This window comes from Streptomyces mutabilis, from assembly GCF_014649815.1.
GTDB classification, from domain to species: domain Bacteria; phylum Actinomycetota; class Actinomycetes; order Streptomycetales; family Streptomycetaceae; genus Streptomyces; species Streptomyces mutabilis.
In genome coordinates this window covers 280073-306986 of record NZ_BMTT01000007.1, presented here as the reverse complement: position 1 = coordinate 306986, position 26914 = coordinate 280073, and the positions used below count along the sequence as shown (strand labels likewise).

Here is a 26914-nt window from a genome sequence, read left to right as displayed (position 1 = left end):
GACCTCGGCGCCCAGGGCGACCAGGGTCTCGATGAGCACGGCGGTCTGCACGGTCATGTGCAGGGAGCCGGTGATGCGGGCGCCGGCGAGGGGCTGGGCCTCGGCGTATTCCTTGCGGATCGCCATCAGGCCGGGCATCTCGTGCTCGGCGAGGGTGATCTCCTTGCGGCCGAAGGCGGCCAGGGAGAGGTCGGCGACCTTGAAGTCGACAGTCGTCATTGCGAGCTGCTCCTCGGGGTTGGGTCGAGGTGGGTACGGCTGACCTGCGCGGCGGCGGACACAGGGGTGCCCCGAAGAGGACACAGGCATGCCCGCGTACGCGCAGCGCAGTCCGTCGGAGGCCCTCTCTCCCTCGGCCGGTCCGTGTCCGGACCGCCCGACCGCCATCAGCAGCGACGTCTGGCTCCGTCCCAAGCTACACCGGTGGCGCCCGCCGTCCCCAGTCCGCCTCCGAAGACTTCCGGACGTTCACGAAGGGTGACGGGCGGCGCGGGGGAGGAAAGCCGACGGGCCCGCCGAGTGGATAGGCGGGCCCGGTGGTACGGGAGGCGCGAGGTCAGTGGGCGGCGGGAGGCGTGCTCGGCCCGCCGGGGGTGGCCTCGCGGTCCGGGCCCTTGGCGGCCTCGGTCGCGCTGTAGATGTCCGGTTCCAGGTAGATGACGCGGGCGATCGGGACGGCCTCTCGGATGCGGGATTCGGCGGCGTCGATGGCGGAGGCGATCTCGGTGGCCGTGCCGTCGTGACGGACGGCGATCTTGGCGGCGACGAGCAGTTCCTCGGGGCCGATGTGGAGCGTGCGCATGTGGATGACGCCGGTGACGGTGTCGCCCGCGACGATCGCCGCCTCGATCTGCTGGACGGCTTCGGTGCCCGCGGCCTCGCCGAGCAGCAGGGACTTGGTCTCGGCGGCCAGGACCAGCGCGATGAGGATGAGCAGCACGCCGATGCAGAGGGTGCCGATGCCGTCCCAGACGCCGTCACCGGTGAGCAGGGCCATGCCGACGCCGCCCAGGGCGAGGATCAGGCCGACGAGGGCGCCGAGGTCCTCCAGGAGGACGACCGGCAGCTCGGGGGCCTTGGCGTGGCGGACGAACTCCTTCCAGGACTTCTTCCCGCGCACGGCGTTGGACTCCTTGATGGCGGTCCGGAAGGAGAAGGTCTCGGCGATGATCGCGAAGACCAGGACGCCCACCGGCCAGTACCAGTGCTCGATCTCGTGCGGGTGCTTGATCTTCTCGTAGCCCTCGTAGAGGGCGAACATGCCGCCGACCGAGAAGAGGACGATGGAGACGAGGAAGGCGTAGATGTAGCGCTCTCGGCCGTAACCGAAAGGGTGTTGCGGGGTGGCGGCGCGCTGGGCGCGCTTGCCGCCGACGAGCAGGAGTCCCTGGTTGCCGGAGTCGGCGAGGGAGTGCACGGACTCGGCGAGCATCGACGACGATCCGCTGAAGAGGAACGCCACGAATTTCGCTACCGCGATCGAGAGGTTGGCGAGCAGTGCCGCCACGATCGCCTTGGTTCCGCCTGACGCGCTCATGTGTCGCGTTGTCCCTTCGCCTTCATCTGCTTCGTTTGCGTCCGTACGCCGGTGGGGGCGCGGCCGGTGATCGGCTTTGCCCCACCTTTGCGGTGCGCCATTGTTGCAGCCCGCGCGGGCCCCGACGTGCCGAATGCCCCGTCGAACGCCCCTCAGACACGCAGGGACTGTGTGTCAGACGCGCACGGTCGCCCGGAAGAGCGTGCCGGTTCCGGACACGTCGGCCTTTTCACCTGCCGGGACGAAGACGGAACGGCCGGGCAGCAGTCCGTGTTCGCCTGCCCGTACGGTGCCCGCCGTGCAGAGCAGGATCTGCGGGGTGGGCAGGGTGAGGTCGTGGGTGGCGGTGCCCTCGGGGAGGACGTACCGGGACAGACGGAACTCGTCGATCGGGGTGTCGTAGACCTCTTCGCCGTCCGGGGACGCCTCCGGGCGCAGGACTCCGGGGTCGCCGGCCTCGAAGCGGACGATGCGCAGCAGTTCGGGAACGTCGACGTGCTTGGGGGTGAGGCCGCAGCGCAGGACGTTGTCGGAGTTGGCCATGATCTCGACGCCGAGGCCGTCGAGGTAGGCGTGCGGGATGCCGGCGCCGAGGTACAGGGCCTCGCCGGGCTGGAGCCGGACGTGATTGAGGAGCATGGCGGCCAGGACGCCGGGGTCGCCCGGGTAGTGGTGGGCGATGTCGGCGTAGGGGGCGTAGGGGCCGCCGAGGCGGTCGCAGGCGGCCGCGGTCTCGGTCACCGTGCTGGCCATGTCCTCGGGGTCGGCGGTGAGGATCGCGGTGAGGACCTCGCGCAGGGCGGCGTCCTCGGGGTGGGCGCGCAGCAGGTCGACGTAGGGCTTGAGGGAGGCGATGCCCAGGCCGTCGAGGAGGTCGGCGGTCTCGGCGGGCGGGCGGAAGCCGCACAGGCCGTCGAACTCGGTGAGGGCGCAGATCAGTTCGGGCTTGTGGTTGGCGTCCTTGTAGTTGCGGTGCGGGGCGTCCAGGGGGACGCCGCGGCGCTCCTCGTCCTCGTAGCCGGCCTGGGCCTGCGCCAGGTCGGGGTGGACCTGGAGGGAGAGCGGGGCGCCGGCGGCGAGGAGCTTGAGGAGGAAGGGCAGCCGGGGGCCGAACTTGGCCGTGGAGGCGACGCCCAGTTCCTTCTCGGGATCGGCGTCGACGACGTCGGCGAGGGTGCCCCGGTCGGTGCGGGAGGGGGCGCCGGGGTGGGCGCCCATCCACATCTCCGCCTGCGGTTCGCCGGTCGGCTCGGTCCCGAGCAGGGCCGGGATCGCGGTGGTGGAGCCCCAGGCGTAGGGGCGGACGGTGTTGTCGAGGCGGTCCATGGGCTCTCTCTGCCGGTGCGTGTCCTGTGCGTACGGGGGTGTACGCGGTGGTGCGTACGAGATCAGGCGCCCGAGGCGAGCGCCAGGTAAACGGCGGCGAAATCCGTGATGGCGATCAGTTCGGCGAGGGTCTCCAGTTCGCCGCCCGCTTCGGGTTCCAGCTCACTGATCGGCGTGTCGTGACCGAGAGCCAGGTCACGGGCGGTGGGGGCGGCGGTGAGGCCGCCGATGGGGCGGTCGCGCAGGAGCACCACGCGCGCGTGCAGGGCCGGTGTCTCCTCGACGCGGTCGCGGAAGAAGTCGTCGGGGTCGGCGCCGGCGGCGAGCCGGCCGGCGAGCAGGGTGCTGTGCGCGTCGAGCGCCTCGGGGAGTTCGGACACGACGGCGGGGGTGCCGGACAGCTCGGCCAGTGCGGCGGCGAAGCGGCGGCCGGCCGGTCCGGCGGAGGTGCCCTCGGTCCAGATGACCGGAAGGGAGTCGGCCAGCTCGGCCGCCAGGGTCTTGGCGGGGTTGCTGTAGGTCACGATGGCCGGGCCGCAGCGCTCGGCGATGCGGTCGAGTCGGTCGGCGACCTTCTCGACGGCTTCGGGGGGCGCTTCGAGCAGGCCGGTGCGGTCGAGGAGCGCGAGGAGCGGGGTGAGCAGCGCCCACAGCACTCCGGGAGCGGCGCCGGCGAGGGGTTCGTCGTGGTCGTAGGGCGCGGTCGCCATGGGGATGAACAGGCCGTGCGAGGCGCTCACCGACTCGCTGAGCGGGGAGCGGGCGGGGGCTACGGCGACGACCGTGCAGCCCCGCCGGTAGGCCTGTTCGGCGAGCAGGGCGAGGCCCGGCTCGGCGCCGTCGGGGGTGGCGATGAGCAGGAGGTCGACGGAGCCGGTCCACCCGGGCAGTTCCCAGCGCAGGGCGCCCGCGGCGGGGGCGACGCCGGTGGGGGCGAGGCGGGTGACGGGGCTGCCGGCGCCCGCCAGGGTGCCGAGGAGGTCGGCGGCGTGGGTGGCGGCGGCGCCGGGTCCGGCGATGAGGACGGCGCGGGGGCGGCCGTCCGGCTTGAGGTTGCCCACGCCGGCCTCGGCGGCGTGCCGGGCGGCGGTGCGTACACGGGCACCGGCCTCGGCGGCGCCGCGCAGGAGGCCGCGGCGGTCGGCGTCCGTGAGGCGCTCCGGGGAGTCGAGGAGCGTTTCGTCGAGCATGGCGGCTGTCTCCGATCGCCGGGAGCGTTCGTCGGGGTGCGCGGCGGGGCGGCGGCGAACCGTCGGTTACTCGGGGCGGCGGGCCTCGTCGACGAGGAGGACGGGGATGCCGTCGCGCACCGGGTAGGCCAGGCCGCAGTCCTGGCCGGTGCAGATCAGCTCGGCGTCCTGCTCCTTGAGGGGGGAGTGGCAGGCCGGGCAGGCGAGGATCTCCAGGAGGCCGGCTTCGAGCGGCATGGGGGTTCCCTTCGGGGGCGGTCGGGCTTGTGTGGATGTGCTGGTCAGGGTACCGCCGGTGTGGGGGCGGGTGCCTGGCGCTCGGCGAGTCGGCGGGCGCCGGCGTCGGTGGGGCCGGGTGGGGTACGCGGCCCGGGGCCGGCCGGGTGCCCGGGGTGGGCCGGGTGCCCGGGGTGGGCCGGGTGCCCGGGGTAGGCGCGGGCCGGGGGTGGGTCGCGCGGCCCGGCGCTGCGGGGTGCCGCTGCGCCCACCCGTGCCGCCCCAGCGGCACGACGGCCCGCAGCTACGGCGGGACGGCGGCTGCCCGTGGCTGGGGCGTCAGGAGCGGATGATGGTCAGGGCCTCGTCGCGGACCTTCGTCATCGTCGCCTCGTCGCGGGCCTCCGCGTTCAGGCGGAGCAGCGGTTCCGTGTTGGAAGGACGGACGTTGAACCACCAGTCGGCCGACGACACGGTGAGGCCGTCGAGGTCGTCCAGGGTGACGTCGTCGCGGCCCTCGTAGGCGGCCCTGATCGCGGTGAGGCGGTCGGTCTGGTCGGCGACGGTGGAGTTGATCTCGCCGGAGCCCGCGTAGCGGTCGTACTGGGCGACCAGGGCGGACAGGGTGCCCGGCTGGCCGCCGAGGGCGGCGAGGACGTGGAGGGCGGCCAGCATGCCCGTGTCGGCGTTCCAGAAGTCGCGGAAGTAGTAGTGCGCGGAGTGCTCGCCGCCGAAGATGGCGCCGGTCCTGGCCATCTCGGCCTTGATGAAGGAGTGGCCCACGCGTGTGCGTTCGGGCGTGCCGCCGTTCTCCCGCACCACCTCCGGCACCGACCAGGAGGTGATCAGGTTGTGGATGACGGTGCCCTTGCCGCCGTTGCGGGCGAGCTCGCGGGCGGCCACGAGGGCGGTCACTGCGGACGGGGAGACCGGGTCGCCGTTCTGGTCGACGACGAAGCAGCGGTCGGCGTCGCCGTCGAAGGCGAGGCCGAGGTCGGCGCCCTCCTCGCGGACGCGCTCCTGGAGGTCGACGAGGTTGGCCGGGTCGAGCGGGTTGGCCTCGTGGTTGGGGAAGGTGCCGTCCAGCTCGAAGTACATCGGCACGAGGTCGAGGGGCAGTCCGGCGAAGACGGAGGGGACGGTGTGGCCGCCCATGCCGTTGCCCGCGTCGACGACCACCTTCAGGGGGCGGATGGTGGTGAGGTCGACGAGGGAGCGCAGGTGCGCCGCGTAGTCGGCAAGGGTGTCGCGGCGGGTGACCGTGCCCGGTCGTGCGGCCGGCTCCGGGGCGCCGGTTTCGCTCCAGCGCTCCACCAGCGTGCGGATCTCGGCGAGACCGGTGTCCTGGCCGACGGGTGCGGCGCCCGCGCGGCAGAGCTTGATGCCGTTGTACTGTGCCGGGTTGTGCGAGGCCGTGAACATGGCGCCCGGCAGGTCCAGCGCGCCGGACGCGTAGTAGAGCTGGTCGGTGGAGCACAGGCCGATCTCGGTGACGTCGGCGCCGCGGGCCGCCGCCCCGCGCGCGAAGGCGCCGGTCAGGCCGGGCGAGGAGGGCCGCATGTCGTGGCCGACCACGACGGCGCTCGCGCCGGTCAGCTCGACGAAGGCCGCGCCGAACAGCTCGGCCAGCGACTCGTCCCACTGGTCCGGGACCACACCGCGTACGTCGTACGCCTTCACGATCTGCGACAGATCAGCAGCCACGGCCAACCTTCCTGAAAGTCCTGTCAGTGCCCACAAGCTACCCGCAACCACCGACAGGGCGCCGGGCGGTTCCCGAAGGTCAGGGCAAGGCCGGGGACAGGGGCAGGGGCAGGGCAAGATCGGGGCAGGTCCAGGGCGAGGTCAGGGCAGCATCCAGCCCAGGACCGGCGTGGACTGCCCGACCACGATCAGGCACATGACCAGAAGCAGGCCGAGGCTCCACGGCAGCACCTTGCGCAGCAGGTCCCCTTCCCGGCCCGCCAGGCCGACGGCCGCGCAGGCGATGGTGAGGTTCTGCGGGGAGATCATCTTGCCGAGGACACCGCCCGAACTGTTCGCGGCGGCAAGCAGCTCCGGGGACAGACCCGACTCCCGCGCGGCGGTCACCTGGAGGGCGCCGAAGAGCGCGTTGGCGGAGGTGTCGGAGCCGGAGACGGCGACACCGAACCAGCCCAGCACCGGCGACAGGAAGGCGAGGCCGGCACCGGCCGCCGCGACGAAGTGGCCGATGGTGGCGGCCTGCCCGGAGAGGTTCATGACATAGGCGAGGGCCAGTACGGAGGTCACGGTGAGGATCGCGAACCGCAGCTCGTGCACGGTCGCGAGCCACTCCCTGACCGCCACGCGCGCCTGCACGCCCAGGACGACGGCCGTGGCGAGGCCGGCGAACAGCACGAGCGTGCCGCCGGTGGAGACGACCGGCAGGGAGAAGACGTTGCCGCCGACCGGATTCCCCTCGGGGTCGGCGACGTCCAGGAACGGCCAGTCGTACGTCTGGGTCGCCTTCGCCAGCCAGTCCTTGACCACCGGGATCTGCGCGACGGAGAAGACGGCGACGATCAGCGCGTAGGGCGCGTAGGCGCGTACGATCTCCCGGCCCGGGTCCTGCTCGTCCAGTTCCTCGCTGCGTACGCCGGTGAGGACGGCCGCGCGTACGGGCTCGGCCGCGGGTCGGCGGGCCTGCGGCACGGCGACCAGGGCGCCGGCTCCCAGGAGCGCGGCGCCGATGTCGGCGAGCTGGGCGGAGACGTAGTTGGCGGCGACGAACTGGGCGATGGCGAAGGCCACGCCGCAGGCCAGCGCGGGCACCCAGGTCTCGCGCAGCCCGCGCCGCCCGTCCACCAGGGCGACCAGCAGCAGCGGGACGACGAGGGCCAGCAGCGGCGTCTGCCGGCCCACCACGGAGGCGACATCGTCCAGCGGCAGCCCGGTGACCTGGGCCAGTGTCACCACGGGGGTGCCCATCGCTCCGAAGGCGACCGGGGCGGTGTTGGCGACGAGCGAGACGACCGCCGCGCGCGCGGGGTCGAAGCCGAGCGCGACGAGCATGACGGAGCAGATCGCGACAGGAGCCCCGAAGCCGGCGAGGGCCTCCAGGAGGGCGCCGAAGCAGAAGGCGACGACCAGGGCCTGGATGCGCGGGTCGTCGGAAAGCCGCCCGAAGGAGCGGCGCAGGATGTCGAAGTGCCGGGTGCGGACGGTCATCCGGTAGACCCACAGGGCGTTCACGACGATCCACAGGATGGGGAAGATGCCGAACGCGGCGCCCTGTACGGCGCTGGAGGCCGTCTGGTCCAGTGGCATGCCGTAGGCGAGCCAGGCGACGAGCACGGCCACCAGGAGGCCGGTGAGGCCCGCCAGGTGCGCCTTCATGCGGAAGCCGCCCAGCAGGACCAGGACGGTCACCAGGGGCAGGGCCGCCACCAACGCCGACAGGCCGAGCGAGCCGGCGACGGGTTCCAGTTCCTGGACGTACACGGGCGCCTCCCCGGATTCCGCCATGCGAAAGCGATTTCTCGCGGCTCCCGGAATGGTCGTGTCCGCGACAAGGTCGCGTCAATGGGTGTGCGGTAAACGGATCTGCAGCAACGGTTCGGCGCGTAAGAGACCGGGTGAAGTCAGTTGTCCGGCGAGCGCAGCACGCGCAGGTGGCCGCGGCGCGCGACCTCCATCGGGTCGGCCGTGCGGCGACCGCCGCCGGCCTCCGCCGCGCGCTCCTGGGGGCGGGCCGCCTCGCGGACCGCGTTGGCGAGCGCTTCCAGGTCGTCACCGCTGGGGCGGGCCGGGGCCGAGCCGTCGAGGAGACGGACGACCTCCCAGCCGCGCGGGGCGGTGAGGCGCTCGGAGTGCTCGGCGCACAGGTCGTAGCAGTGGGGTTCGGCGTAGGTGGCGAGCGGGCCGAGGACCGCGGTCGAGTCGGCGTAGACGTACGTCAGCGTCGCGACGGCGGGACGGCCGCAGGCGGTGCGCGAACAGCGACGTACAGGGCTCACGATGTTGGACGGTACCGCACTCTTGAGCGGGCCGCGACGACTCTCCACCAGGTCACACCACCGTGTCGTGGTGTGAAACGGCACACATGGCTCTCGGGCACCCCTCATTGACCTGCACGGACGACCTGGTACGGGAAACCGGACGGGTTCATGAGCGGTCACTAAACGATGCGAACAGTGACATATGGCTTGAGTTCGGCGGTCGCGGAGAGATACGGAATCGAGCCCAAGCTTGGCTGGAATGGTCATTCGGCGACACACGCTGCGGAAGACCGCGCGGTGGGCCACGGCGCGCCCAGGTGTGCGTGTGCGGTCCGGCACGCCGAACCGGCGAGGACTACCCTTCACCAGTGATGGAGAACCCCGTGACGCCCCGTGACGCCGACCGGCCAGGGCCCCGCCGCCGTGATCGCCACGGCCGGGGCATGCGCGGCCCGATCGCGCCCCCTCAGGTACCGCTCGCAGCGAGCCGCGGCGAGGTGTTCGCGGACCTCGTACAGGACTCCGTGGAGCGCCTGGAACGGCGGTGGCCGCAGCTCGCCGACATCGACTTCCTCGTCCTCGATGTGCCGCGCCTGGACGGCGGCGGTGGCGCAGACGCGTGGAGCGACGAGGCCGTGCCACTCGGCGGGGCGGTGCCCTCGCGGGACGGGCGGCGCGGGCGGGTCGTCGTGTACCGGCGGCCGGTCGAGATCCGGACCAAGGGGCGGGACGAGCGGGCGGCGCTGGTGCACGAGGTCGTCGTTGAGCAGGTGGCGGACTTGTTGGGGCTCACGCCGGAGACGGTGGATCCGCGGTACGGGGAGGATTGAGCGGGGGCCGGCGGCGGGTGGGGGCGGGTGCAGTGGTCCGGCGTTTTCGCTCGTGCTGCCCGCTGGTCCGATGGGCCAGGGTGCGCAGCCCGGCGCTGCGGGGTGCCTCCCCCACTCCCGGCTTCGCCCGAGCGGAAGGACGCCCACCGCCCACCCGCGCCGCCCCCGGGGGCACCTCCCAGGCCGTTCAGGCACTGGGGGAGGCACGACTGCCCGCAGCTGGGGGGCGGCGGCCGCCCGCAACCAGGGGGCGGCGGACAGCTGAGGCTGCGTGAGGACTCGCCCTACTGTTGCAGGACCGACAGGTCCTCCTCCGCCTTCGGTACCGAGACCATGCCCCGGTCGTCCGGAAGGGTCTGGACCGTGAAGGACGCCACGTCGTCGTCCTCGCCGGTGAGGGTGCGGGAGGCGTACGCCGGGCCGCCCGAGACCGTCTCGACCGTAAGGGCGTAGGTGCCCTCGAGTCCGGCGGGGACCGGTGCCTCGACGTTCTGGGTCGTGCCGCCCTTGATCGTGAACGTCTTGGTCGCCGTCGTCCCGCCCTCGGTGCCCGACGACGCCGTGACCTTGACCTTCGCGGCCCGGTCCGGCGCGGCGATGGACAGTGTCGTGCTCTTGGCCCGGTTGTCCGCGGACGTCGCGCGGGCGGCGACCGGGTCGGAGGCCGGGATGAACGCCGACTCCTGCTCGCCGCCCTTGCCCCGGACCACCCGGACCGCGGCCACGACCGGCACCGAACCGCTCGTCGGCGTCAGTACCAGCGACCCCGCCTCGCCGCGCGTGATCTCGCCGAGGTCGACGCCGGTCGTCATGCCCGCCTTGACGTGCACCGTCTCGTGCCCGGCGGGCGTGATCAGCCCGGACGGCGAGGCGAGCCGCACCTTCAGGTCGGCGTCGCTGCCACCGGGCGTGAACAGCACCAGGCGCACGGATGTGGCGTCCTCGGGGATGCCCGGCAGCACCAGTTCGCTCGCCGGATCCGCGGCTGCGGTCAGCCAGTCGCCGCCGGTCTTGTCGTCCAGGGCCTGCACCGCGGCCCCGAGCCGGCCGCTGCGCACGCCGACGTGCACGGTCACGTCGGCCTCGTTTACGTCGCTGAGCGTGGACAGCAGGAGGGCCTCACTGGAGTTGGGCGGAACGGTGATGCCCTCCCCCACCGTGGACTTCAGGGCGCCGTCCTTGCCGTAGAGCTCGATGTCGACGACGGCCGCGGAGTCGTCGGGGTTGGTGAGGTGCACGTAGTCGGTACGGCCGGCCGCCGTGCTGGCGCCCGGGAACCAGAACTCCGTGTCCGGTGCCGTGCAGTTGAGGCCCAGCAGTCCGCGGCCCGTCCCGGCGGCGACCTCGGTGGTCTGCTGAACGGTCCAGCCGGGGGCGTGACTTCCGGTGGCGGTGCCGATCAGCGCGGGCGTGTCGGCGCCGGAGGTCTTGCCGGTGGCGGGCGTGCCGGGCTCCTTGGGCTGTACGACGGGCTCGTCGGCCTTGTCCCCGGACTCCTCCCCCTTGTCGTCCTTCTCCTCCCCCTTGTCGTCCTTCTCGCCCTCCGACTCGGCCGTCGCCGCCTCGAGTGCGGCCGTGCCCTTCTCGTCGGCGCCCTCGGTGACGGGCGTGAAGGACGTGTACGACGTCTCGGCCAGGTCGGAGTTGCTGGGCGCAGGGCAGAGCAGGCCGGTGCGCTCCACGGGCAGTGTGGCGGCCGGCTCGGTGGTGTCCGAGCCGGTGTTGCCGGGTGCGGAGACGGCCGCGAATCCGGTGACGGCGGCGAGCGCCGTGGCGCCCGCGAACAGGGACAGGGTGGTGCGCTTCACTGCTGGCTCCCGTCGGGACGCTCACTGCCGGTGCCGTGGGGGTGTCGGGGCTGGGAGGGGTCGTACGACGCGTCGTACCCGCCCTGGCCGTACGCCTGGCCGTAGGCGGCGTCGTACGCGCCGGCCCGCGACGGGTCGGACGGATCGCCGTAGGCGTACGGGTCGTACTGACCCGCCTCGAATCCGCCGCCCTGACCGCCCTGACCGCCCGGGTAGGCATTGGCCTGGTACGGGTCCCCCTGGTACGGCTGCTGTCCGTAGGCGCCCGCGTCGTAGTGCTGCGGGGCGCCTTGGTGTTGCTCGCCACCGTACGCGCCGTAGGCGTGGTACTCGGCTGGGGCGTACGCCCCCTGGTCCCAGTCGCCGTAGCTCTGCTGCTGCGGGACGGGCGCCGGGGCCTGCACGGGCGGGACGGCGCCTTCACCGTCCGCCGCGTCGGTCTCGGCCGCCGCCTCGGCCTGGGCCCGCAGTCGCCGGGCCCGGCGTCCTTCGCCCTCGACGGCCAGCTCCGGGACGAGCGGTTCCTCGGGCAGGTCGTCGTCGACGTCACGGCGCCTGCCGGGCAGGGCGAGGACGACCAGGACGACGGCGAGGAGGCCCTGGACCCACAGCCAGACGGTGTGGGTGAAGGGGGCGTCGTAGGTGACGTCCAGCTTCCCGCCCGCGGCGGGGAGTTCGAAGCCCTGGGCCCAGCCGTCGACCGTGGTGCGGGTGAGCGGCTTGCCGTCCAGGGTGGCCGTCCAGCCCTCGGCGGCGGTGTCGGCGAGGCGCAGCACGCGGCCCTCGGAGCCGGACGGGACCTCGGTGTGGATCTCGACGGGGCCGGCCGCCACGGGTTGCGGCTCGCCGTCACCGCCGTCGGCGCCGTCCGCGGAACCCGCGCCGGACACGATGGTCGCGCGCGCCACCTCCTGGTCCACCCGCCACAGCCCGCTGCCGTCCTGCTGGCTGAGCCGGCTCAGACCGGGCGTGGCGTCCAGGACGCGGGTGACCTCGCGGGGCGCACCCTTGTGGACGAGGACGTAACGCACGGCGAAGCCGCCGAGCTGGTCGGCCTGGTCGGCGCCGGAGCCGGCCACCAGGTTGGCGACGATCTTGTCGAGGCGGCTGTTCCCGCCGTCACCGGCGGCCAGTTCACCGTCGCCGAGTCGGGCACCGGAGCCGCGGACCAGCATGTAGCTCACGTGGGCCGCGGAGTCGCTGTCGAGGACCAGGGTGCGGGCCTGGTCGCGGGTGTGGCTCTCCTCGGCGACGAACGCCGGCACCTGGACGGGGTCGCGTCGCTCCAGGGGGCCGTCGGCGCCCCCGATCATCCAGCCGGCGGCGGCGATCAGCGGGCCGACGGCCGAGGCGAGGGCGATCAGTGCGGCGACCGGCTGGCGCCAGCCGAAGCTCTGCTCCGCCACGCGCGAGCGGGCCCCGTCGGCGCCGAGGGTCGCTGCGGCCAGGAGGGCGATGCCGTAGACGAGGGTGGCGGGTCCGGCCCAGGCGGAGCGGTTGGAGAGGACCGCGAAGACCAGGGCGACCAGGGCGACGGCCCAGGCCGTGCGGACGCCCAGTTGCCGTTCCGAGCGCAGCAGGGCGGCGAGTGCGGCCAGCACGATGCCGATGAGGACCAGCCCGCCGACGGTGCCCGGACCGCCGGGACTCGCGCCGAGCAGGTCGATGGCGGAGGCGGCCGAGGTGCCCTGGTCGAGGCCCGCTTCATCGAAGAAGCCGAACGGGAGCAGCGACAGGGACCAGGGCGCGAGGAGCAGCAGGGGCGTGCCGAGCTGGGCGAGGAAGCGCAGCCCGTACGCCGCGATGTCGCCGCGGCGCAGCACCAGGACGCCGGCCCCGAGGAGCAGCGCGATGGGCCACACGACGGGCGTGAAGGCGGTGGTGATCGTCAGCAGCAGGGCGTACGCCCAAGTGGCGCGCCAGCTGCCGCGGGTGGCGGAGGAGCCCGTCAGGCCGGCCGCCGCGGCGCCCGCGCGGGCGACGAGCGGGAGGAGCACGGCGAGGACGGCGGTGCCGATGCGTCCACCGGCGAGGGCGCCGGTGGCGGCGGGCAGAAAGGCGTAGGCGACGGCCGCCCACGCGCGCAGCAGCCGGGAGGGGACGAGCGGGCGGGAGGCGAAGTACGCGGTGGCACCGGCCAGGGGCACCGAGCAGACCAGCAGCAGGGTGACCGCGAGCCCGGCGGAGCCGAGCAGCACCGAGGCGAGCGCGGCGACGATCGCGAGGTAGGGCGGCGCGGAGGCGGTGCCGCCGGTGCCCACGGTGTGCCACGCGTCCGCGTACCGCGACCACAGCTCGCCGGCGCCGGCCGGGGCGGGCAGCAGGGCGCCGCCCGCCAGGGCACCGCCGCCGAACAGGGCGCGGCAGGCGAACAGGGAGACGAACAGCAGCAACAGGAAGAGCACCGGCCCGGGCTTGCGGGCGACGCGCTTGAGGCGGGAGAACTGCTCGACCTCGAGGAAGTCGGCGTCGTCGCCGCCCGGCCCGGACTCGATGGCGCCGCCGTGCCGTCCGGCGCCCGCGGCCGCCTCGGCGTCGGAGGCGCCGACGAGGTTGCCGGCGACCTGTTCGACGGTGACGCGGATGGTCGCGCCGGGCGGCGGGAACAGGGGGCGCAGTTCGTCCTTCTCGACCTGCGGGCGCCCGCGTTCGCGCCGGGCGGCGAGGATGCGCTCGGGTCGCAGCAGGACGCCCAGCAGGCCGCGGATCTCGTCGAGGGCCTGGCCGGGAACCTTGCCGACGAGGTAGGCGAGGGTCCGCAGCAGGGTGCCGAGGACGATGCGCAGCAGCACCCAGGGCAGCGCGGCGGTACGGCTGTTGACGAGGAGGGTGTGGACGGCGCCTGCCTTGTCCACCTTGTGCGGGGAGGCGGTGGTGCGGCCGGCGCAGTCGACGGTGCGGCGCTCGCGGGAGGCCGCCTCGGCGTGGCGTACGACCGCCTCGGGGGCGACGAGGACGCGCATTCCGGCGGCGTTCGCGCGCCAGCACAGGTCGGCGTCGTCGCGCATCAGCGGCAGCCGGCGGTCGAACCCGCCGAGCCGGTCGAAGACGTCACGCCGGATCAGCATGCCGGCGGAGGACACCGACAGAACGGATCGCACGTGGTCGTGCTGGCCCTGGTCCTGTTCGCGGCGGTCCAGGCCGGTCCAGCGGCGGCCGGAGTTGGCGATGGAGACGCCGACCTCCAGCAGCTGCCGGCGGTCGTACCAGCCGCGGAGCTTGGGGCCGACGACGGCGACGTCGTCACGGCCGAGTTCGTACTCGTTGTCCACGACGCGCAGCAGTTGGGCCAGGGCGTCGGGTTCGGGGGCGCAGTCGTCGTGCAGCAGCCACAGCCACTGCACCGGTTCTCCGTGGGGAAGTTCCGGCATGTCGTAGGCGTCGTCGCGCCAGGTGCGCGTGACGGGGTCCCAGCCGCTGGGCCGCTTCAGGTAGGGCAGGTCCTCGGGAGTGAGGACGGGCGCGATGCGGACGGCCTCCTCGACGGCCTGGCCGAAGCCGGTGCGGCGGGCGAGGTGGAGCACGTGGTCGTCGCCGAGGGCGTCGATGACGAGCCGGGCGGAGTCGTCGGCGCTGCCGGTGTCGGCGGCGACGGCGTACTGGACGGGGCGCTCCTGGCCGAGCAGCCCGGCGAGCGCGTCGGGCAGCCAGCGGGCTCCGTCGTGGGCGACGAGGACCGCGGTCACGACGTGACGCGGGAACTCAGGTGTGGCAGCGAGGTCTTGCTGGGCTGCCGTGTGGCTGTGCACGGACATCGAGGTACGGGCCCCGGTTCGGTGGACTGCGGTGGACGCCCGTGCCTGTTGGGGGTGGCGGGGCGTCTCGGACGAGCGCCCACACTATCGGCTGGGCACACGGAGGGCCCGCCGCCTGTGGACAACCCACCCGTGAGGGGCCGTCATCGCAGATCGTCGCCGCTCCGGCGGACCTGCTGAGCCCGCTTTCCCGCTCTTCCGGCTCTGCCCGCCGTCCCTGCCGTCGGGTCAGACCGCGGCCTTCTTCAGCCGCCGGCGTTCCCGCTCGGACAGGCCGCCCCAGATGCCGAAGCGCTCGTCGTTGGCAAGGGCGTACTCGAGGCACTCGGAGCGGACCTCACAGGCGAGGCAGACCTTCTTGGCCTCCCGGGTGGAGCCGCCCTTCTCGGGAAAGAAGGACTCGGGGTCGGTCTGGGCGCACAGTGCGCGCTCCTGCCAGCCGAGCTCCTCGTCCGCGTCGTCGACCAGCAGTTGCTGCACCAGCTCGGTCATGTGCGCCCCTCGTCTGTCTTTCGCGTCCCCGTGATCCAGCCGTTATCGATTTCGGCTGAACGACACGAGTGAAATTACAAGTGTGCTGCTCCGGGCGAGTCAAGCCGGGATCTGCTATTGAGCCCCTTATTCACTCTGCGGAACCAAGGCCATGCAGAAAGTGTTCAAATCGGCATAAACCTCGGCATACCGACGAAGCCCGCTGAGGCACCCACCCCGCGCGGAGCCCGCATCAGGAAGGACGTCCAGGCGTTCGATCCCGTTCCGATACACACGCCGAAGCGAAGCTGATCACATTCGGATCACGGGATCGCAACGGGGGTTGTGCGCCCAGCTTGTGCGCCATGTGTCCTGGAAGCCGCATGAGCAAACCTTTCACCTGCCAGATGAACCGGATGAGGTGAACCATGTCCCGCATAACGGGCATCGAGTTGACAGTGCCGGTGTGAACCGCTGTCCTTGTGGGCATGCTCGCGAACTTGGCACTCACCGCGACCCGCACCGCCGGGTCCCACGGTGCTGCCCACGTTCGCCGCAGCTGTTGTTGCTGTTCCGGCTGTTGAGCCCACCGCGCTCCAGCCGTTTTCCCGGGTCGACGCGACCCGGACGCCTGTCTCTTCCCGCCCCACCAGGGCGCTCCTCGCCATCCCGCTTCTCCCCGCACTCTTCCGCCGAGGAACCACCGCACCCATGAACAGCGACAGCGACCTCCAGATCGCCGGCGACATCCTCGAAGTCCCCCACCTCCTCCGGGCGCCGCGCGAGCACCCGACCACCGTCGCCGAGTTCGCCGGCCTGGTCCGTTCCCTGGCCGCCGACGTCTCCGCCTGGCGGCACCTCGTCCGGTACGACGCGACGACGCGCTGGTACCACCGGCTGCGCACCGGCCCCGGCTACGAGGTCTGGCTCCTGTCCTGGCTGCCCGGTCAGGGCAGCGGACGCCACGACCACGGACCCTCCTTTGGCGTGTGGACCGTCCTGGAGGGCACCCTGACCGAGCACACCGAGCGCGGCACGCGCGCGTTGCGGCCGGGGACGCAGAAGGTGTTCGCCCCGGGGCACGCGCACGAGGTGGTCAACGACGCGCTGGAGCCGGCGGTCAGCCTGCACGTCTACTTCCCCGGCCTCACCGACATGCCCATGCACTCCCCGCGGTGCTCGGCCACGACCGCGCGCGGGCCGGACACCGGCGCGTTGACGACTGCCTGACGCCCTGTCGTGCCCGCCTGCAAGACTGGGGCCATGCGCATTGTGGTTCTGGCAGGCGGCATCGGCGGTGCCCGGTTCCTGCGTGGTCTGAAGCAGGCCGCGCCGGACGCGGACATCACGGTCATCGGCAACACCGGGGACGACATCCACCTCTTCGGGCTGAAGGTCTGCCCGGACCTCGACACGGTGATGTACACGCTCGGCGGCGGCATCAACGAGGAGCAGGGCTGGGGCCGGGCCGACGAGACCTTCCACCTCAAGGAGGAACTCGCGGCGTACGGCATCGGGCCCGAGTGGTTCGGCCTGGGCGACCGTGACTTCGCCACGCACATCGTGCGGACGCAGATGATCACCGCCGGATATCCGCTGAGCGCGGTGACCGAGGCGCTGTGCGACCGCTGGAAGCCCGGGGTGCGCCTGATCCCGATGACCGACGACCGCGTGGAGACCCACGTGGCGGTCGAGCTCGACGGCGAGCGCAAGGCGGTCCACTTCCAGGAGTACTGGGTGCGGCTGCGGGCGTCGGTCCCCGCCGAAGCGGTCGTGCCGGTGGGTGCCGCGCAGTCCAAGCCGGCACCCGGTGTGCTGGAGGCCATCGCGGAGGCGGACGTGATCCTCTTCCCGCCCTCCAACCCGGTCGTCTCGATCGGCACGATCCTCGCCGTGCCCGGCATCCGGGAGGCGATCGCCGACGCCGGCGTACCGGTGGTCGGCCTCTCCCCGATCGTCGGCGACGCCCCCGTGCGCGGGATGGCCGACAAGGTCCTCGCGGCGGTCGGCGTGGAGTCCACCGCCGCCGCGGTCGCCGAGCACTACGGCTCGGGGCTGCTCGACGGCTGGCTGGTCGACACGGTCGACGCGGAGTCCGTCACGCGCGTGAAGGCGGCCGGCATCCTCTGCCGTGCCGTCCCGCTGATGATGACCGACCTCGACGCGACCGCGCGGATGGCCCGGGAGGCGCTGACGCTGGCGGAGGAGGTGCGCGAGGCATGACCGACGCAGCCCCCGGCTACCGAGTGTGGGCCGTCCCCGGCCTGCCCGAGGTGGGGCCGGGCGACGACCTGGCCAAGCTGATCGCGGCGGCCGAGCCCACCCTCGCCGACGGAGACGTCCTGCTCGTCACGTCCAAGATCGTGTCCAAGGCCGAGGGCCGCGTCGTCCAGGCCGCCGACCGGGAGGCCGCCATCGACGCGGAGACGGTACGGGTGGTGGCCCGGCGCGGCGCCCTGCGCATCGTGGAGAACCGTCAGGGCCTGGTCATGGCGGCGGCCGGGGTGGACGCCTCCAACACCCCCTCCGGGACGGTGCTGCTGCTCCCCGAGGACCCGGACGCCTCCGCCCGTGCCGTCCGCGAGGGCCTGCGCGACGCACTGGGCGTCGACGTCGGCGTGGTCGTCACGGACACCTTCGGGCGCCCCTGGCGGGCCGGCCTCACGGACGTGGCGATCGGCGCCGCCGGTGTGCGGGTCCTGGACGACCTGCGCGGCGGCACGGACGCGCACGGCAATCCGCTCGGCGCCACCGTCGTGGCCACCGCCGACGAGCTGGCCGCCGCGGGCGACCTGGTCAAGGGCAAGGCCGCGGGACTGCCGGTGGCCGTCGTCCGCGGACTCCCGCAGGTGGTGTCCGAGGACGGCGGAGAGGGCGCCCGCGCGATGGTCCGCGGCGCGCGCGACGACATGTTCCGGCTGGGCACCTCCGAGGCGGTGCGGCAGGCGGTCACCCAGCGCCGTACGGTGCGGTCCTTCACCAACGAGCCGGTCGACCCCGGCGCCGTGCGCCGGGCGGTGGCGGCGGCCGTGACCGCGCCGGCGCCGCACCACACGACGCCGTGGCGTTTCGTCCTGCTGGAGTCGGCCGACTCCCGCGCCCGTCTGCTGGACGCCATGCGGGACGCGTGGATCGACGATCTCAGACGGGACGGCAAGACCGAGGAATCCATCGGCAAGCGGATCAGGCGGGGCGACGTCCTGCGCAACGCGCCGTATCTGGTCGTTCCGTGCCTGGTCATGGACGGCTCGCACACCTACGGCGACGAGCGACGCGACGGGGCCGAGCGGGAGATGTTCGTGGTCGCCACCGGCGCGGGCGTGCAGAACCTGCTCGTCGCGCTCGCCGGGGAGCGGCTGGGCTCCGCATGGGTCTCCTCGACGATGTTCTGCCGGGACGTCGTGCGGGAGGTGCTGGGGCTGCCGGACGACTGGGACCCGATGGGCGCGGTCGCGGTCGGTCATCCCGCCGAGGAGCCGAAGGCGCGGCCGGAGCGGGACGCGGGGTCGTTCATCGAGGTGCGGTGACGCGGCCGGCCGAGCCTCTACCCTCGTAGGGGCTCCCTTCTCACTCCTCTCAAGGACCTCACCAGTGGCAGGACGTTTCGCTCCCCGCCCCACGCGCACCACGGTGCGCGGCGGGGAGACGGTCGTGCCCCGGCAGGCCGCCGCACCGGGCAGGGTGCGCGTGTGGGTGCCGGACGGGCCACTGGAGCTGGGGCTGGTCCTCGGTCCGCTGCGGCGCGGGCCGGGCGACCCGACGTTCCGGACGATGCCGGACGGATCGGTGTGGCGGGCCAGCCGGACGCCCGCCGGTCCGGGCACGCTGCGGATCACCGCGCGCGGCGGTGCGGTACGGGGCGAAGCCTGGGGGCCGGGGGCGGAGTGGCTGCTGGATCAGCTGCCGCGGCTGCTGGGCGCCGACGACGACCCGTCCGCGTTCGTGCCGCGGCACAGGCTGCTGGCCTTCACGGCGCATCGGCGGCCGGGCCTGCGGCTGACGCGGACCGGGCTGGTGATGGAGTCGCTGATCCCCTCGATCCTGGAGCAGAAGGTCACGACGCTGGAGGCGTACCAGGCATGGCGACTGCTCGTACGGAAGTTCGGGGAGCCGGCGCCGGGGCCCGCGCCCGGGCGGATGTACGTCATGCCGACGGCGCGGACCTGGGCGATGATCCCGTCCTGGGAATGGCATCTGGCCGGCGTCGACGACAAGCGGGCGTCGACGATCCTGCGGGCGGTGCGGGTCGCCGCGCGGCTCGAGGAGGCGGCCGGGATGGAGCCGGCGGCTGCGCAGGAGCGGCTGGAGGTCGTGTCCGGGATCGGGCCGTGGACGTCCGCGGAGACCGTGCAGCGCAGTCACGGTGCGCCGGACGCGGTGACGGTGGGGGATCTGCATCTGCCGGGGATCGTGGGGTTCGCGCTGGGCGGGGACCGGTACGCGGACGACTCCGTCATGCTGCGGCTGCTGGACCCGTATGCGGGGCAGCGGCATCGGGCGGCTCGGTTGGTGTTGCTGAGCGGGCGGGTGCCGGGGAGGCGGGCGCCGCGGATGGCTCCGCGGGGGATCGAGCGGCTCTGACACGGCCGGGGGACTGGCGTCACCCGGCGGCTCCATGGCACCCGGCGTGGGTCTGGGCGCGGGAGTGGGTGTCGCGGCCCGGCGTAGCGGGGTGCCGCTGTGCCGCCCCAGCGGCACGACTGCCCGCAGCGGTGCCGCAGGCACCCCAGCCGCACACCCGCACGGGCCGCCGCAGGGCACCCCGCCCCACCGCCGGGGGCCTACGCGTCGGAAGAGAAGCGCAGGGCTGCGGGCGGGATGTGGGCGTCGCACCAGATGCGGGCGCCGGAGCGGAGTTCGTTGTCGGCGCCGATGACCGCGCCGTCCCCGATGACCGTGTCCGAGAGGACCGAGCGGGTGCCGACGCGCGCACGCGTGCCGATGAGGGAGTCGGTGATCACCGCGCCGGGTTCGATGACCGCGCCCGGGAGGATCGTGCTGCCGAACACCCGTGCGCCCTCCGCCACGAAGGCGCCCTCGCCGACCACCGTGCCGCCGGCCAGCTTGGCGTCGGGTGCCACCCGGGCCGTGGGCAGGACCAGACGGTCGCCGCAGCGCCCCGGTATCGCCGGGGACGGGGCGCGGCCGAGGACCAGGTCGGCCGAGCCGCGCACGAAGGCCGCCGGGGTGCCCAGGTCCAGCCAGTACGTGGAGTCGACCATGCCCTGGAGGTGCGCTCCGGTGGCGAGGAGTTCCGGGAAGGTCTCCCGTTCGACCGAGACGGGGCGGCCCACCGGGATCGTGTCGATGACCGAGCGGCGGAAGACGTACGCGCCCGCGTTGATCTGGTCGGTGACGATCTCCTCCGGAGTCTGGGGCTTCTCCAGGAAGGCCAGCACCCGCCCCGTGTCGTCCGTCGGGACCAGCCCGTACGCCCGCGGGTCGGTCACCTGCGTCAGGTGCAGGGAGACGTCCGCGCCAGTCGTCTCGTGCGTACGGACCAGCGCCCCGATGTCCAGGCCCGTCAGGATGTCGCCGTTGAAGATCAGGACCGGGTCCTCGGGGCCGGAGTGCAGCCGGGACGCCACGTTGCGGATCGCGCCGCCGGTGCCGAGCGGCTCCTCCTCCGTGACGTACTCGATGTGGAGCCCCAGTGCCGAGCCGTCGCCGAAGTACGGCTCGAAGACCTCGGCCAGATAGCTCGTCGCGAGGACGATGTGCTCGACGCCCGCGGCCTTGGCCCTCGCCAACTGGTGCGTGAGGAACGGCACCCCAGCCGCCCTGACCATGGGCTTGGGCGTGTGCACCGTCAGCGGACGCAGCCGCGTGCCCTTGCCGCCGACCAGGAGGATCGCTTCTGTCACCGTCGTCTCTGCTTCCTGCCGGGACCGGCCGAACTGTCTTCCGGCCGGCCAGTGTATGCAGACCGTTCCCTGACGCCTTCGGTGGTCGTGCGTGGTCGTGCGGTGTGCCGACCTCAGCGGCCCTGGTACTTCGCCGCCGTCGAGCGGGCCGTGCCGAGCTGGCCGTAGAGCTTCTTGCCGGGGCAGCTCGTGACGAAGCCGTCGCGGTGCCCGGAGATGACGTTCAGTCGTACGTTCTTACCTTTTGGGTGGAGATTGCCACCACCGGACGTCAGGTATGTCTTCCCCCGCGGATTCATGCCGTGGAGACCGAGCTTCCAGGCGGTGAGCCGGGCGATCGCCTTCACGGCGGCCGACGACGGCTTCTTGGAGCTGTAGGTGCCGAGTACGGCGATGCCCATGCTGTTGGAGTTGAAGCCGTAGGTGTGCGCTCCGAGGACGGCCTTGCTCACACCGCCGGCCCGCCCCTCGTAGATCTTTCCGCACTTGTCGACGAGGAAGTTGTAGCCGAGGTCGCGCCAGCCCATGCTCTTGACGTGGTAGCGGTAGATACCGCGAATGACTGAGGGAGCCTGCGAGCACCGGTAGTTGTTCCCGGTGGCCGAGTGGTGCACGAAAGCCGCCTTCACCTTCTTCGTGTAGACGAACTTCTTGTCGCGCAGCTTCTCGTCGGCGCTCCAGCCGCGGCGCGTGGTGATGCTCGGGCGGGGGCCGACGTACGGCTTGGCCCGCTGCCGCTCCGCGGGGATCCGGGCGGCGCCGAGCGGGGCGAGGTGGGCGTCGGCGGCGGAGGCGGTGACGGCCTCCGTGGACCGGCCGGTCAGGGCGGTGGTGCGGGGGCCGTCCCCTGGTGCCGGGGCGGCCGCGGGCGGGGCGCCCTCGCCGGGGTCTACGAGTTCGAGGCGCATGCCGGTGGGCAGCGCGAAGTCCGTGTGCCCGGCGGGGCCGTGGGCATCCGGGGCGGTTCGGGCGGAGTCCGGCGCGCTCCGGGCCCGCACGCGGACCTCCACGCCGTCGGACTCGCCCACCCACAGCGGTGCGGTGGCGCCACGGACGCGGCCCGAGGCGCTCTCGGGGGTGTCCGGGTCGGCGGCGTGGTCGGCGTTGTGGGTCTCCAGTTCCTGCCAGGCGGACCAGGCGCCGGTGGCGGCGGCGCGGGTGCGGACCTGGACCTGGCCGTGCAGTTCGGTGGCCGGGTCGTCCCAGACGACGCCGACCAGTGAGAAGCGCTGCACGTCCCGGCGGGGGACGCCCGGTTCGGCGCCGGGCGCGCGGTCCGGGCCGAGGGGGACGAGGGGCAGCGACTGGGTGCTGCCGGGGACGTGCGCCTCGCTCCGCGCCGTCCCCTGGGCCGTGGGCGAGACCACCCGCGAGGCCGGGGGCCGGGCCGCGGAGGTGGTTGCCGCCGACGCGGGCGGGGTAAGCGGGAGGGCCAGGGCCGCCGCGCACGTGACACCGATCGAGGAAGCAAGGAATCCACGCATAAGGGATCGTGGACATCCGGTCACGCAAGTGTCCATTTGTGAACTGACGTCCCGTAGGACGTTTTCGTCCGATCCGGTGGCGGCGCGGTACGCCGTACGCCCGGTGCCCGCCCGTGGGCCCGCGTAGGCTTGCGCGGATGAACGCGACCGACCGCACCCCTGCCGACCTGCTGAGTTCCGCGCTCGCCGCGGACCCGGGACGCCCCCTGGTGACCTTCTACGACGACGCCACCGGCGAACGCGTCGAACTGTCCGTGGCCACCCTCGCCAATTGGGTGGCCAAGACAGCCAACCTGCTCCAGGACGAACTGTCCGTCGAACCCGGCGACCGGGTCGCACTGCTGCTGCCCGCGCACTGGCAGACGGCGGTGTGGCTCCTGGCGTGCGCGTCGGTCGGTGTGGTCGCCGACGTGGCCGGTGACCCCTCGGCGGCGGACGTGGTGGTGAGCGGGCCGGAGCCGGAGTCGCTGGAGGCGGCGCGGGCGTGCTCGGGGCCGCGGGTCGCGCTGGCGCTGCGACCGCTCGGGGGGCGGTTCGTGCCGGCGGCGCCGGAGGGGTTCGCCGATTACGCGGTGGAGGTGCCGGGGCAGGGCGACCGGTTCGTGCCGTACGTGCCGGTGGACCCGGAGGCACCCGCGCTGATCGTGGCCGGGCGGGAGTTCAGCGGGGCGGAGGTCGTGGAGCGGGCTCGGGCGGAGGCGTCGGGGCTGGGGCTCACGGGCCCGGGGGCGCGGATTCTGTCGGGGTTGCCGTACGACACGTGGGAGGGGCTGAGCGCGGGGTTGTACGGGCCGTTGGCGAGTGGCGGGTCGGTGGTGTTGTGCCGGCACCTGGAGCGGGCGGCGGACGGGGTGCTGGATCAGCGGATCGAGGCGGAGCGGGTCTCGGCCACGGCGCGGTGAGATTCCTGCGGGGAGCGGGCCGGCGTCGAGGTGATCGCGTGCGGGGGCAGGCCGGCGTCGAAGTGAGGGGCTGAGCGGACACCGGCGTTGAGCGAGCACCGGCGCTGGCGCGGGTGCCGGGCGGGGCGCGCGGCCCGGCGCTGACGGGGTGCCGCCTGCGCCCACCCCTGCCGCCCTGCACGGCACGAAAGCCCGCGGGCTGGGTGGAGCCGGGTGCGGACGGCAGCCCGCCCGCAGGCCGGTCGGTTCGGTGCCGGCGTGTGCGGACCCTGTGCGTCGTGCCCCGTTCGGAGCAGCCCCGTTCCGCCCCCGGCGCTCGCTCGGGTCATGGTCGTAGGAGCGCACGTGTGCGGGACGGAGGGAGACGTGAGCGACGACGACGCGGGCACGCCCCTCGGCGACCCCGGGCCCGGGGCGGGGGCGTCCGCGACCGGGGACGGGCTGCGGTGGCGCCGTCGGAGGCGACGGCTCGGATGGGCCGGGGTCGGGGTCGCCGCGCTTGCCGCCGGTGCCGTAGGGGGCGGATGGGCCCTCTACGCCGAGCTGAACGGCAACATCACCGCCGACGAGGCGGCGGCCGCCGAGCTCGCCCGGTACGAGAAGGAGCGGCCCACCGCGCTGGTCCGCGGCGCGCAGAACGTCCTGGTGATCGGGTCGGACACCCGCTCCGGTGACGGCAACGCCCGTTACGGCCGCAACGACGGGACCGAGCGGTCGGACACCACGATCCTGCTGCACCTGGCCGCGGGCCGGGACAGCGCCACCGCCGTCTCCCTCCCCCGCGACCTGATGGTGGACGTGCCCGGCTGCCGCCACCCGGACGGGAGGCGTTCGGATCCCGTGTTCGCCCAGTTCAATTACGCCTACGAGGTGGGCGGTTCGGCGTGCTCGATCCGGACGGTCGAAAAGCTCACCGGCATCCGGATCGACCACCACGTGGTCGTCGACTTCCAGGGCTTCAAGGACATGGTCGACGCGCTCGACGGCGTAGAGGTGTGCCTGCGCGAGCCGGTGAACGACGAGGACGCCGAACTGAGGCTGCCCGCGGGCCGGGTGACACTCGACGGGGAGCAGGCCCTCGGTTACGTCCGGGCCCGCAAGTCGCTCGGCGACGGCAGCGACACCGACCGGATGGACCGACAGCAGCGATTCCTGGGTGCGCTCGTCAACAAGGTCCAGAGCAATGACGTACTGCTGAATCCCGTGAAGCTGTATCCCGTTCTGGACGCGGCCACGTCTTCTCTCACCACGGATCCGGATCTGGCGAGCCTGCGCGGTTTGTACGACCTCGTACGAGGACTGCGCGACATTCCCACCGAACGCGTGCAATTCCTGACCGTGCCGCGGGAGTCGTACACGGGTGACGCCAATCGCGACCAACTCGTGCAGCCCGACGCGGAGCAGCTGTTCACCCGCCTGCGGACGGACGAACCCGTGGCGATCGCGGCAGGGACCGGCGAGGACGCGTCACCCGGTGGCGTAGAGCCCGGCGAACCGACCGGACCCGGGAAATCCGGAGACCCCGGAACCGGCGATTCCCCGGCCCCGACGTTCAGCGGGAACACCGCCGCCGAGGACACCTGCGAGTAAAGCGCATTCCGAAGACGGGCCGAGCGGTACGCGGAACGGGAGCGGAAGCACGGACAGTTGTCCAATAATTGCGCCGGAATGCCCAGTTGTAAGGTTCGTGGAATGTGTCACGGGCGTCGCCCGGTGAGGAACGGTGAGGTTAGTGTGAGCGGGCCGGTGTGCCCGGCCACGAGGTTGTGCCCGGGGCCGCGCACTCAGTGAGCCGGACCGGGCGCCTCGAGGGGAGGGCGCCGCGTGGCCCTGACGGAGGATTCGGACAACCGTGGACGCGCAAGGCCGTGGGCGGGCGGAAAGCATCGACCCCGCAGACCAGTGGGTACTCAATCCGCGCACCGGTGAATACGAACTGCGACCGCCCCCTTCCGCACCGCAGTCGAGGATCCCGGCCCCCCGCAGCGCCGCCCCCGCTGACTCGCCCGCGCCGGGCAGAGAGGTCGCCCCTCCCCGCAGGCGCCGTTCGGCACCCGAGGAGCCGCCGCCCGGGCGGAGGGGACGGCGACGGCCGGCGCAGAAGAAGTCGAAGGGCAAGAAGGTCCTGTTGTGGACCGGCGGCACCATGGCGTTCGTCGTCCTGGCCGCCTGCACGGCCGGGTACCTGTACCTGGAGCACCTGAACGACAACATCCAGTCCTTCCCCGACGACGGCGCGAGCACCGGTGGCTTCCAGAAGGACAAGGCGATCAACATCCTGCTGATCGGCACCGACAAGCGCACGGGCGCGGGCAACGAGGGCTACGGCGACACGGGAAGCGCCGGACACGCCGACACCACGATCCTGCTGCACGTCTCCAAGGACCGCTCCAACGCCACCGCGCTCAGCATCCCCCGCGACCTGATCGTCGACATCCCCGACTGCCCGACCGCGCAGGAGGACGGGACGACCGAAGTCATTCCCGGCTCCACCGGCGTCCGCTTCAACAACAGCCTCGGACAGAGCGGCCGTACGCCCAGCTGCACCATGCGCACCGTCACCGAGCTGACCGGGGTGACGCCCGACAACTTCATGGTGGCCGACTTCAACGCGGTCAAGACCCTCACCTCGGCGGTCGGCGGGGTCGAGGTCTGCCTGGCGAAGGACATCAACGACCCCGACTCGCACCTGAACCTACCGGCGGGCAAGCACACCATCGAGGGCGAGGACGCCCTGGCCTTCGTCCGCACGCGGCACTCCGTCGGCTTCGGCGGCGACCTGAGCCGCATCGAGATCCAGCAGCAGTTCCTCAGCGCGCTGATGCGCAAGCTCAAGTCCAACGACACGCTGACCAGCCCCTCGAAGATGCTGAAGCTGGCCGAGGCGGGGACCGAGGCGCTGACCGTCGACTCGAAGCTGGACGACATCGGCAAGCTGAAGGACCTCGGACTGGAGCTGGGCAAGCTCAACACCAAGAACCTGACCTTCGCCACGGTGCCGGTGAAGGACAACCCGGCCGAGGAGACTCCGGTCACCGTCGTGCTCCAGGAGGAACCCGCCCAGCAGGTCTTCGACATGATCAGGAACGACGTCTCCTTCACCGAGGTCAAGAAGAAGGAGTCGGAGAAGGAGAAGAAGGAGAAGGCCGCCGTCGCCGCCCGCCTCGAGGGCGAGAAGTCCGACCCCTCCGAAGTACGCGTCCGCATCCTCAACGGCGGCGCCCCCGACGGCAGCGCCCAGCGGGAACTCCTGTACCTGCAGAACGAAGCCGGCGTCACCAAGTCCGAGAACGCGGGCGACGCCGACGCCGAGGTCGCCAAGACCACCCTGGAGTACGCCCCCGACCAGGCCGCCCAGGCCCGCGCCCTCGCCGAGATCCTCGGCCTGTCCGGCGCCGCCATGAAGCCCGGCGAGAGCGTCACCAACGCCCAGGGCATGCCCACCATGACCCTCACCCTCGGCAAGGACTTCAAGGAAGCCGGAGCAAAGCTCAACGCGCCGTCCAAGGCTCCCGAGGAGGTCCAGAAGTCCACGGCGGACAAGGTCGAGTGCGCGAAGTGACCCGACGGGC

Annotated in this window: 21 protein-coding genes; 8 read left to right on the top strand and 13 right to left on the bottom strand. The window is 72.9% G+C overall.

Annotated features, from left to right (window positions below; all coding sequences use genetic code 11):
• The 8 genes from IE142_RS17875 to IE142_RS17840 form a co-directional block, all read right to left on the bottom strand.
• A partial coding sequence (locus tag IE142_RS17875) for an adenosylhomocysteinase (RefSeq protein WP_191886684.1) occupies positions 1 to 219 on the bottom strand: 219 nt, incomplete at its 3' end.
• Positions 220 to 556: 337 nt separating this feature from the next.
• A complete protein-coding gene (locus IE142_RS17870; RefSeq protein ID WP_191886683.1) occupies positions 557 to 1537 on the bottom strand; it encodes a cation diffusion facilitator family transporter in 981 nt (326 codons plus the stop codon).
• A 174-nt stretch (positions 1538 to 1711) separates the two neighbouring features.
• Positions 1712 to 2863 (bottom strand): mannose-6-phosphate isomerase, class I, encoded by a 1152-nt coding sequence (manA, locus tag IE142_RS17865; protein ID WP_191886682.1) that lies wholly within the window; start codon positions 2861 to 2863, stop codon positions 1712 to 1714.
• A 62-nt stretch (positions 2864 to 2925) separates the two neighbouring features.
• On the bottom strand, positions 2926 to 4053 hold the full coding sequence (locus IE142_RS17860) for an SIS domain-containing protein (RefSeq protein ID WP_191886681.1): 1128 nt from the start codon (positions 4051 to 4053) through the stop codon (positions 2926 to 2928).
• A 66-nt stretch (positions 4054 to 4119) separates the two neighbouring features.
• Positions 4120 to 4290, bottom strand: coding sequence for a Trm112 family protein (locus IE142_RS17855; RefSeq protein ID WP_191886680.1), 171 nt, complete (start codon positions 4288 to 4290; stop codon positions 4120 to 4122).
• A gap of 318 nt (positions 4291 to 4608) precedes the next feature.
• Complete coding sequence (locus IE142_RS17850) at positions 4609 to 5973, bottom strand: phosphomannomutase/phosphoglucomutase (protein ID WP_191886679.1); 1365 nt, start codon at positions 5971 to 5973, stop codon at positions 4609 to 4611.
• Between the two features lie 141 nt (positions 5974 to 6114).
• On the bottom strand, positions 6115 to 7731 hold the full coding sequence (locus IE142_RS17845) for an L-lactate permease (RefSeq protein WP_191886715.1): 1617 nt from the start codon (positions 7729 to 7731) through the stop codon (positions 6115 to 6117).
• Positions 7732 to 7871: 140 nt separating this feature from the next.
• Positions 7872 to 8294, bottom strand: coding sequence for a DUF3499 domain-containing protein (locus IE142_RS17840; protein ID WP_043372338.1), 423 nt, complete (start codon positions 8292 to 8294; stop codon positions 7872 to 7874).
• Positions 8295 to 8671: 377 nt separating this feature from the next.
• On the opposite strand from IE142_RS17840, the gene IE142_RS17835 reads away from it, so the two are divergent.
• The gene (locus IE142_RS17835) at positions 8672 to 9058 is read left to right on the top strand and encodes a metallopeptidase family protein (RefSeq protein ID WP_191886714.1); all 387 of its coding nucleotides are present in this window, start codon (positions 8672 to 8674) and stop codon (positions 9056 to 9058) included.
• A gap of 284 nt (positions 9059 to 9342) precedes the next feature.
• On the opposite strand, the gene IE142_RS17830 is transcribed toward IE142_RS17835, so the two are convergent.
• The 3 genes from IE142_RS17830 to IE142_RS17820 all read right to left on the bottom strand — a co-directional run bounded on the left by IE142_RS17830 (position 9343) and on the right by IE142_RS17820 (position 15113).
• Entirely contained in the window at positions 9343 to 10866 is a 1524-nt protein-coding gene (locus tag IE142_RS17830; RefSeq protein ID WP_191886678.1) for a DUF5719 family protein, read from the bottom strand.
• Positions 10863 to 14621, bottom strand: coding sequence for a glycosyltransferase family 2 protein (locus IE142_RS17825; protein WP_191886677.1), 3759 nt, complete (start codon positions 14619 to 14621; stop codon positions 10863 to 10865). Before IE142_RS17825 ends, IE142_RS17830 begins: the two co-directional genes overlap by 4 nt.
• Positions 14622 to 14849: 228 nt before the next feature.
• Positions 14850 to 15113, bottom strand: coding sequence for a WhiB family transcriptional regulator (locus IE142_RS17820; RefSeq protein ID WP_003975777.1), 264 nt, complete (start codon positions 15111 to 15113; stop codon positions 14850 to 14852).
• Between the two features lie 690 nt (positions 15114 to 15803).
• On the opposite strand from IE142_RS17820, the gene IE142_RS17815 reads away from it, so the two are divergent.
• The 4 genes from IE142_RS17815 to IE142_RS17800 all read left to right on the top strand — a co-directional run bounded on the left by IE142_RS17815 (position 15804) and on the right by IE142_RS17800 (position 19673).
• Complete coding sequence (locus IE142_RS17815; RefSeq protein WP_191886676.1) at positions 15804 to 16322, top strand: cysteine dioxygenase; 519 nt, start codon at positions 15804 to 15806, stop codon at positions 16320 to 16322.
• Between the two features lie 33 nt (positions 16323 to 16355).
• Entirely contained in the window at positions 16356 to 17315 is a 960-nt protein-coding gene (cofD, locus tag IE142_RS17810) for a 2-phospho-L-lactate transferase (protein WP_191886675.1), read from the top strand.
• Positions 17312 to 18619, top strand: coding sequence for a coenzyme F420-0:L-glutamate ligase (locus tag IE142_RS17805; RefSeq protein WP_191886674.1), 1308 nt, complete (start codon positions 17312 to 17314; stop codon positions 18617 to 18619). Before cofD ends, IE142_RS17805 begins: the two co-directional genes overlap by 4 nt.
• A gap of 64 nt (positions 18620 to 18683) precedes the next feature.
• On the top strand, positions 18684 to 19673 hold the full coding sequence (locus IE142_RS17800) for a DNA-3-methyladenine glycosylase family protein (protein ID WP_191886673.1): 990 nt from the start codon (positions 18684 to 18686) through the stop codon (positions 19671 to 19673).
• Between the two features lie 200 nt (positions 19674 to 19873).
• Here IE142_RS17800 and manB read toward each other — a convergent pair whose 3' ends face one another.
• Entirely contained in the window at positions 19874 to 20956 is a 1083-nt protein-coding gene (gene manB, locus IE142_RS17795) for a mannose-1-phosphate guanylyltransferase (protein WP_191886672.1), read from the bottom strand.
• Positions 20957 to 21069: 113 nt separating this feature from the next.
• A complete protein-coding gene (locus IE142_RS17790) occupies positions 21070 to 22440 on the bottom strand; it encodes a peptidoglycan recognition protein family protein (RefSeq protein ID WP_191886671.1) in 1371 nt (456 codons plus the stop codon).
• A 137-nt stretch (positions 22441 to 22577) separates the two neighbouring features.
• Between IE142_RS17790 and IE142_RS17785 the strand changes: the two genes are divergently transcribed.
• From IE142_RS17785 to IE142_RS17775, 3 genes are all read left to right on the top strand, one after another.
• On the top strand, positions 22578 to 23342 hold the full coding sequence (locus tag IE142_RS17785) for a TIGR03089 family protein (protein ID WP_191886670.1): 765 nt from the start codon (positions 22578 to 22580) through the stop codon (positions 23340 to 23342).
• Positions 23343 to 23669: 327 nt separating this feature from the next.
• Positions 23670 to 24932 (top strand): LCP family protein, encoded by a 1263-nt coding sequence (locus IE142_RS17780; RefSeq protein WP_191886669.1) that lies wholly within the window; start codon positions 23670 to 23672, stop codon positions 24930 to 24932.
• Positions 24933 to 25194: 262 nt separating this feature from the next.
• Complete coding sequence (locus IE142_RS17775; RefSeq protein WP_191886668.1) at positions 25195 to 26904, top strand: LCP family protein; 1710 nt, start codon at positions 25195 to 25197, stop codon at positions 26902 to 26904.
• Positions 26905 to 26914 lie beyond the last annotated feature (10 nt).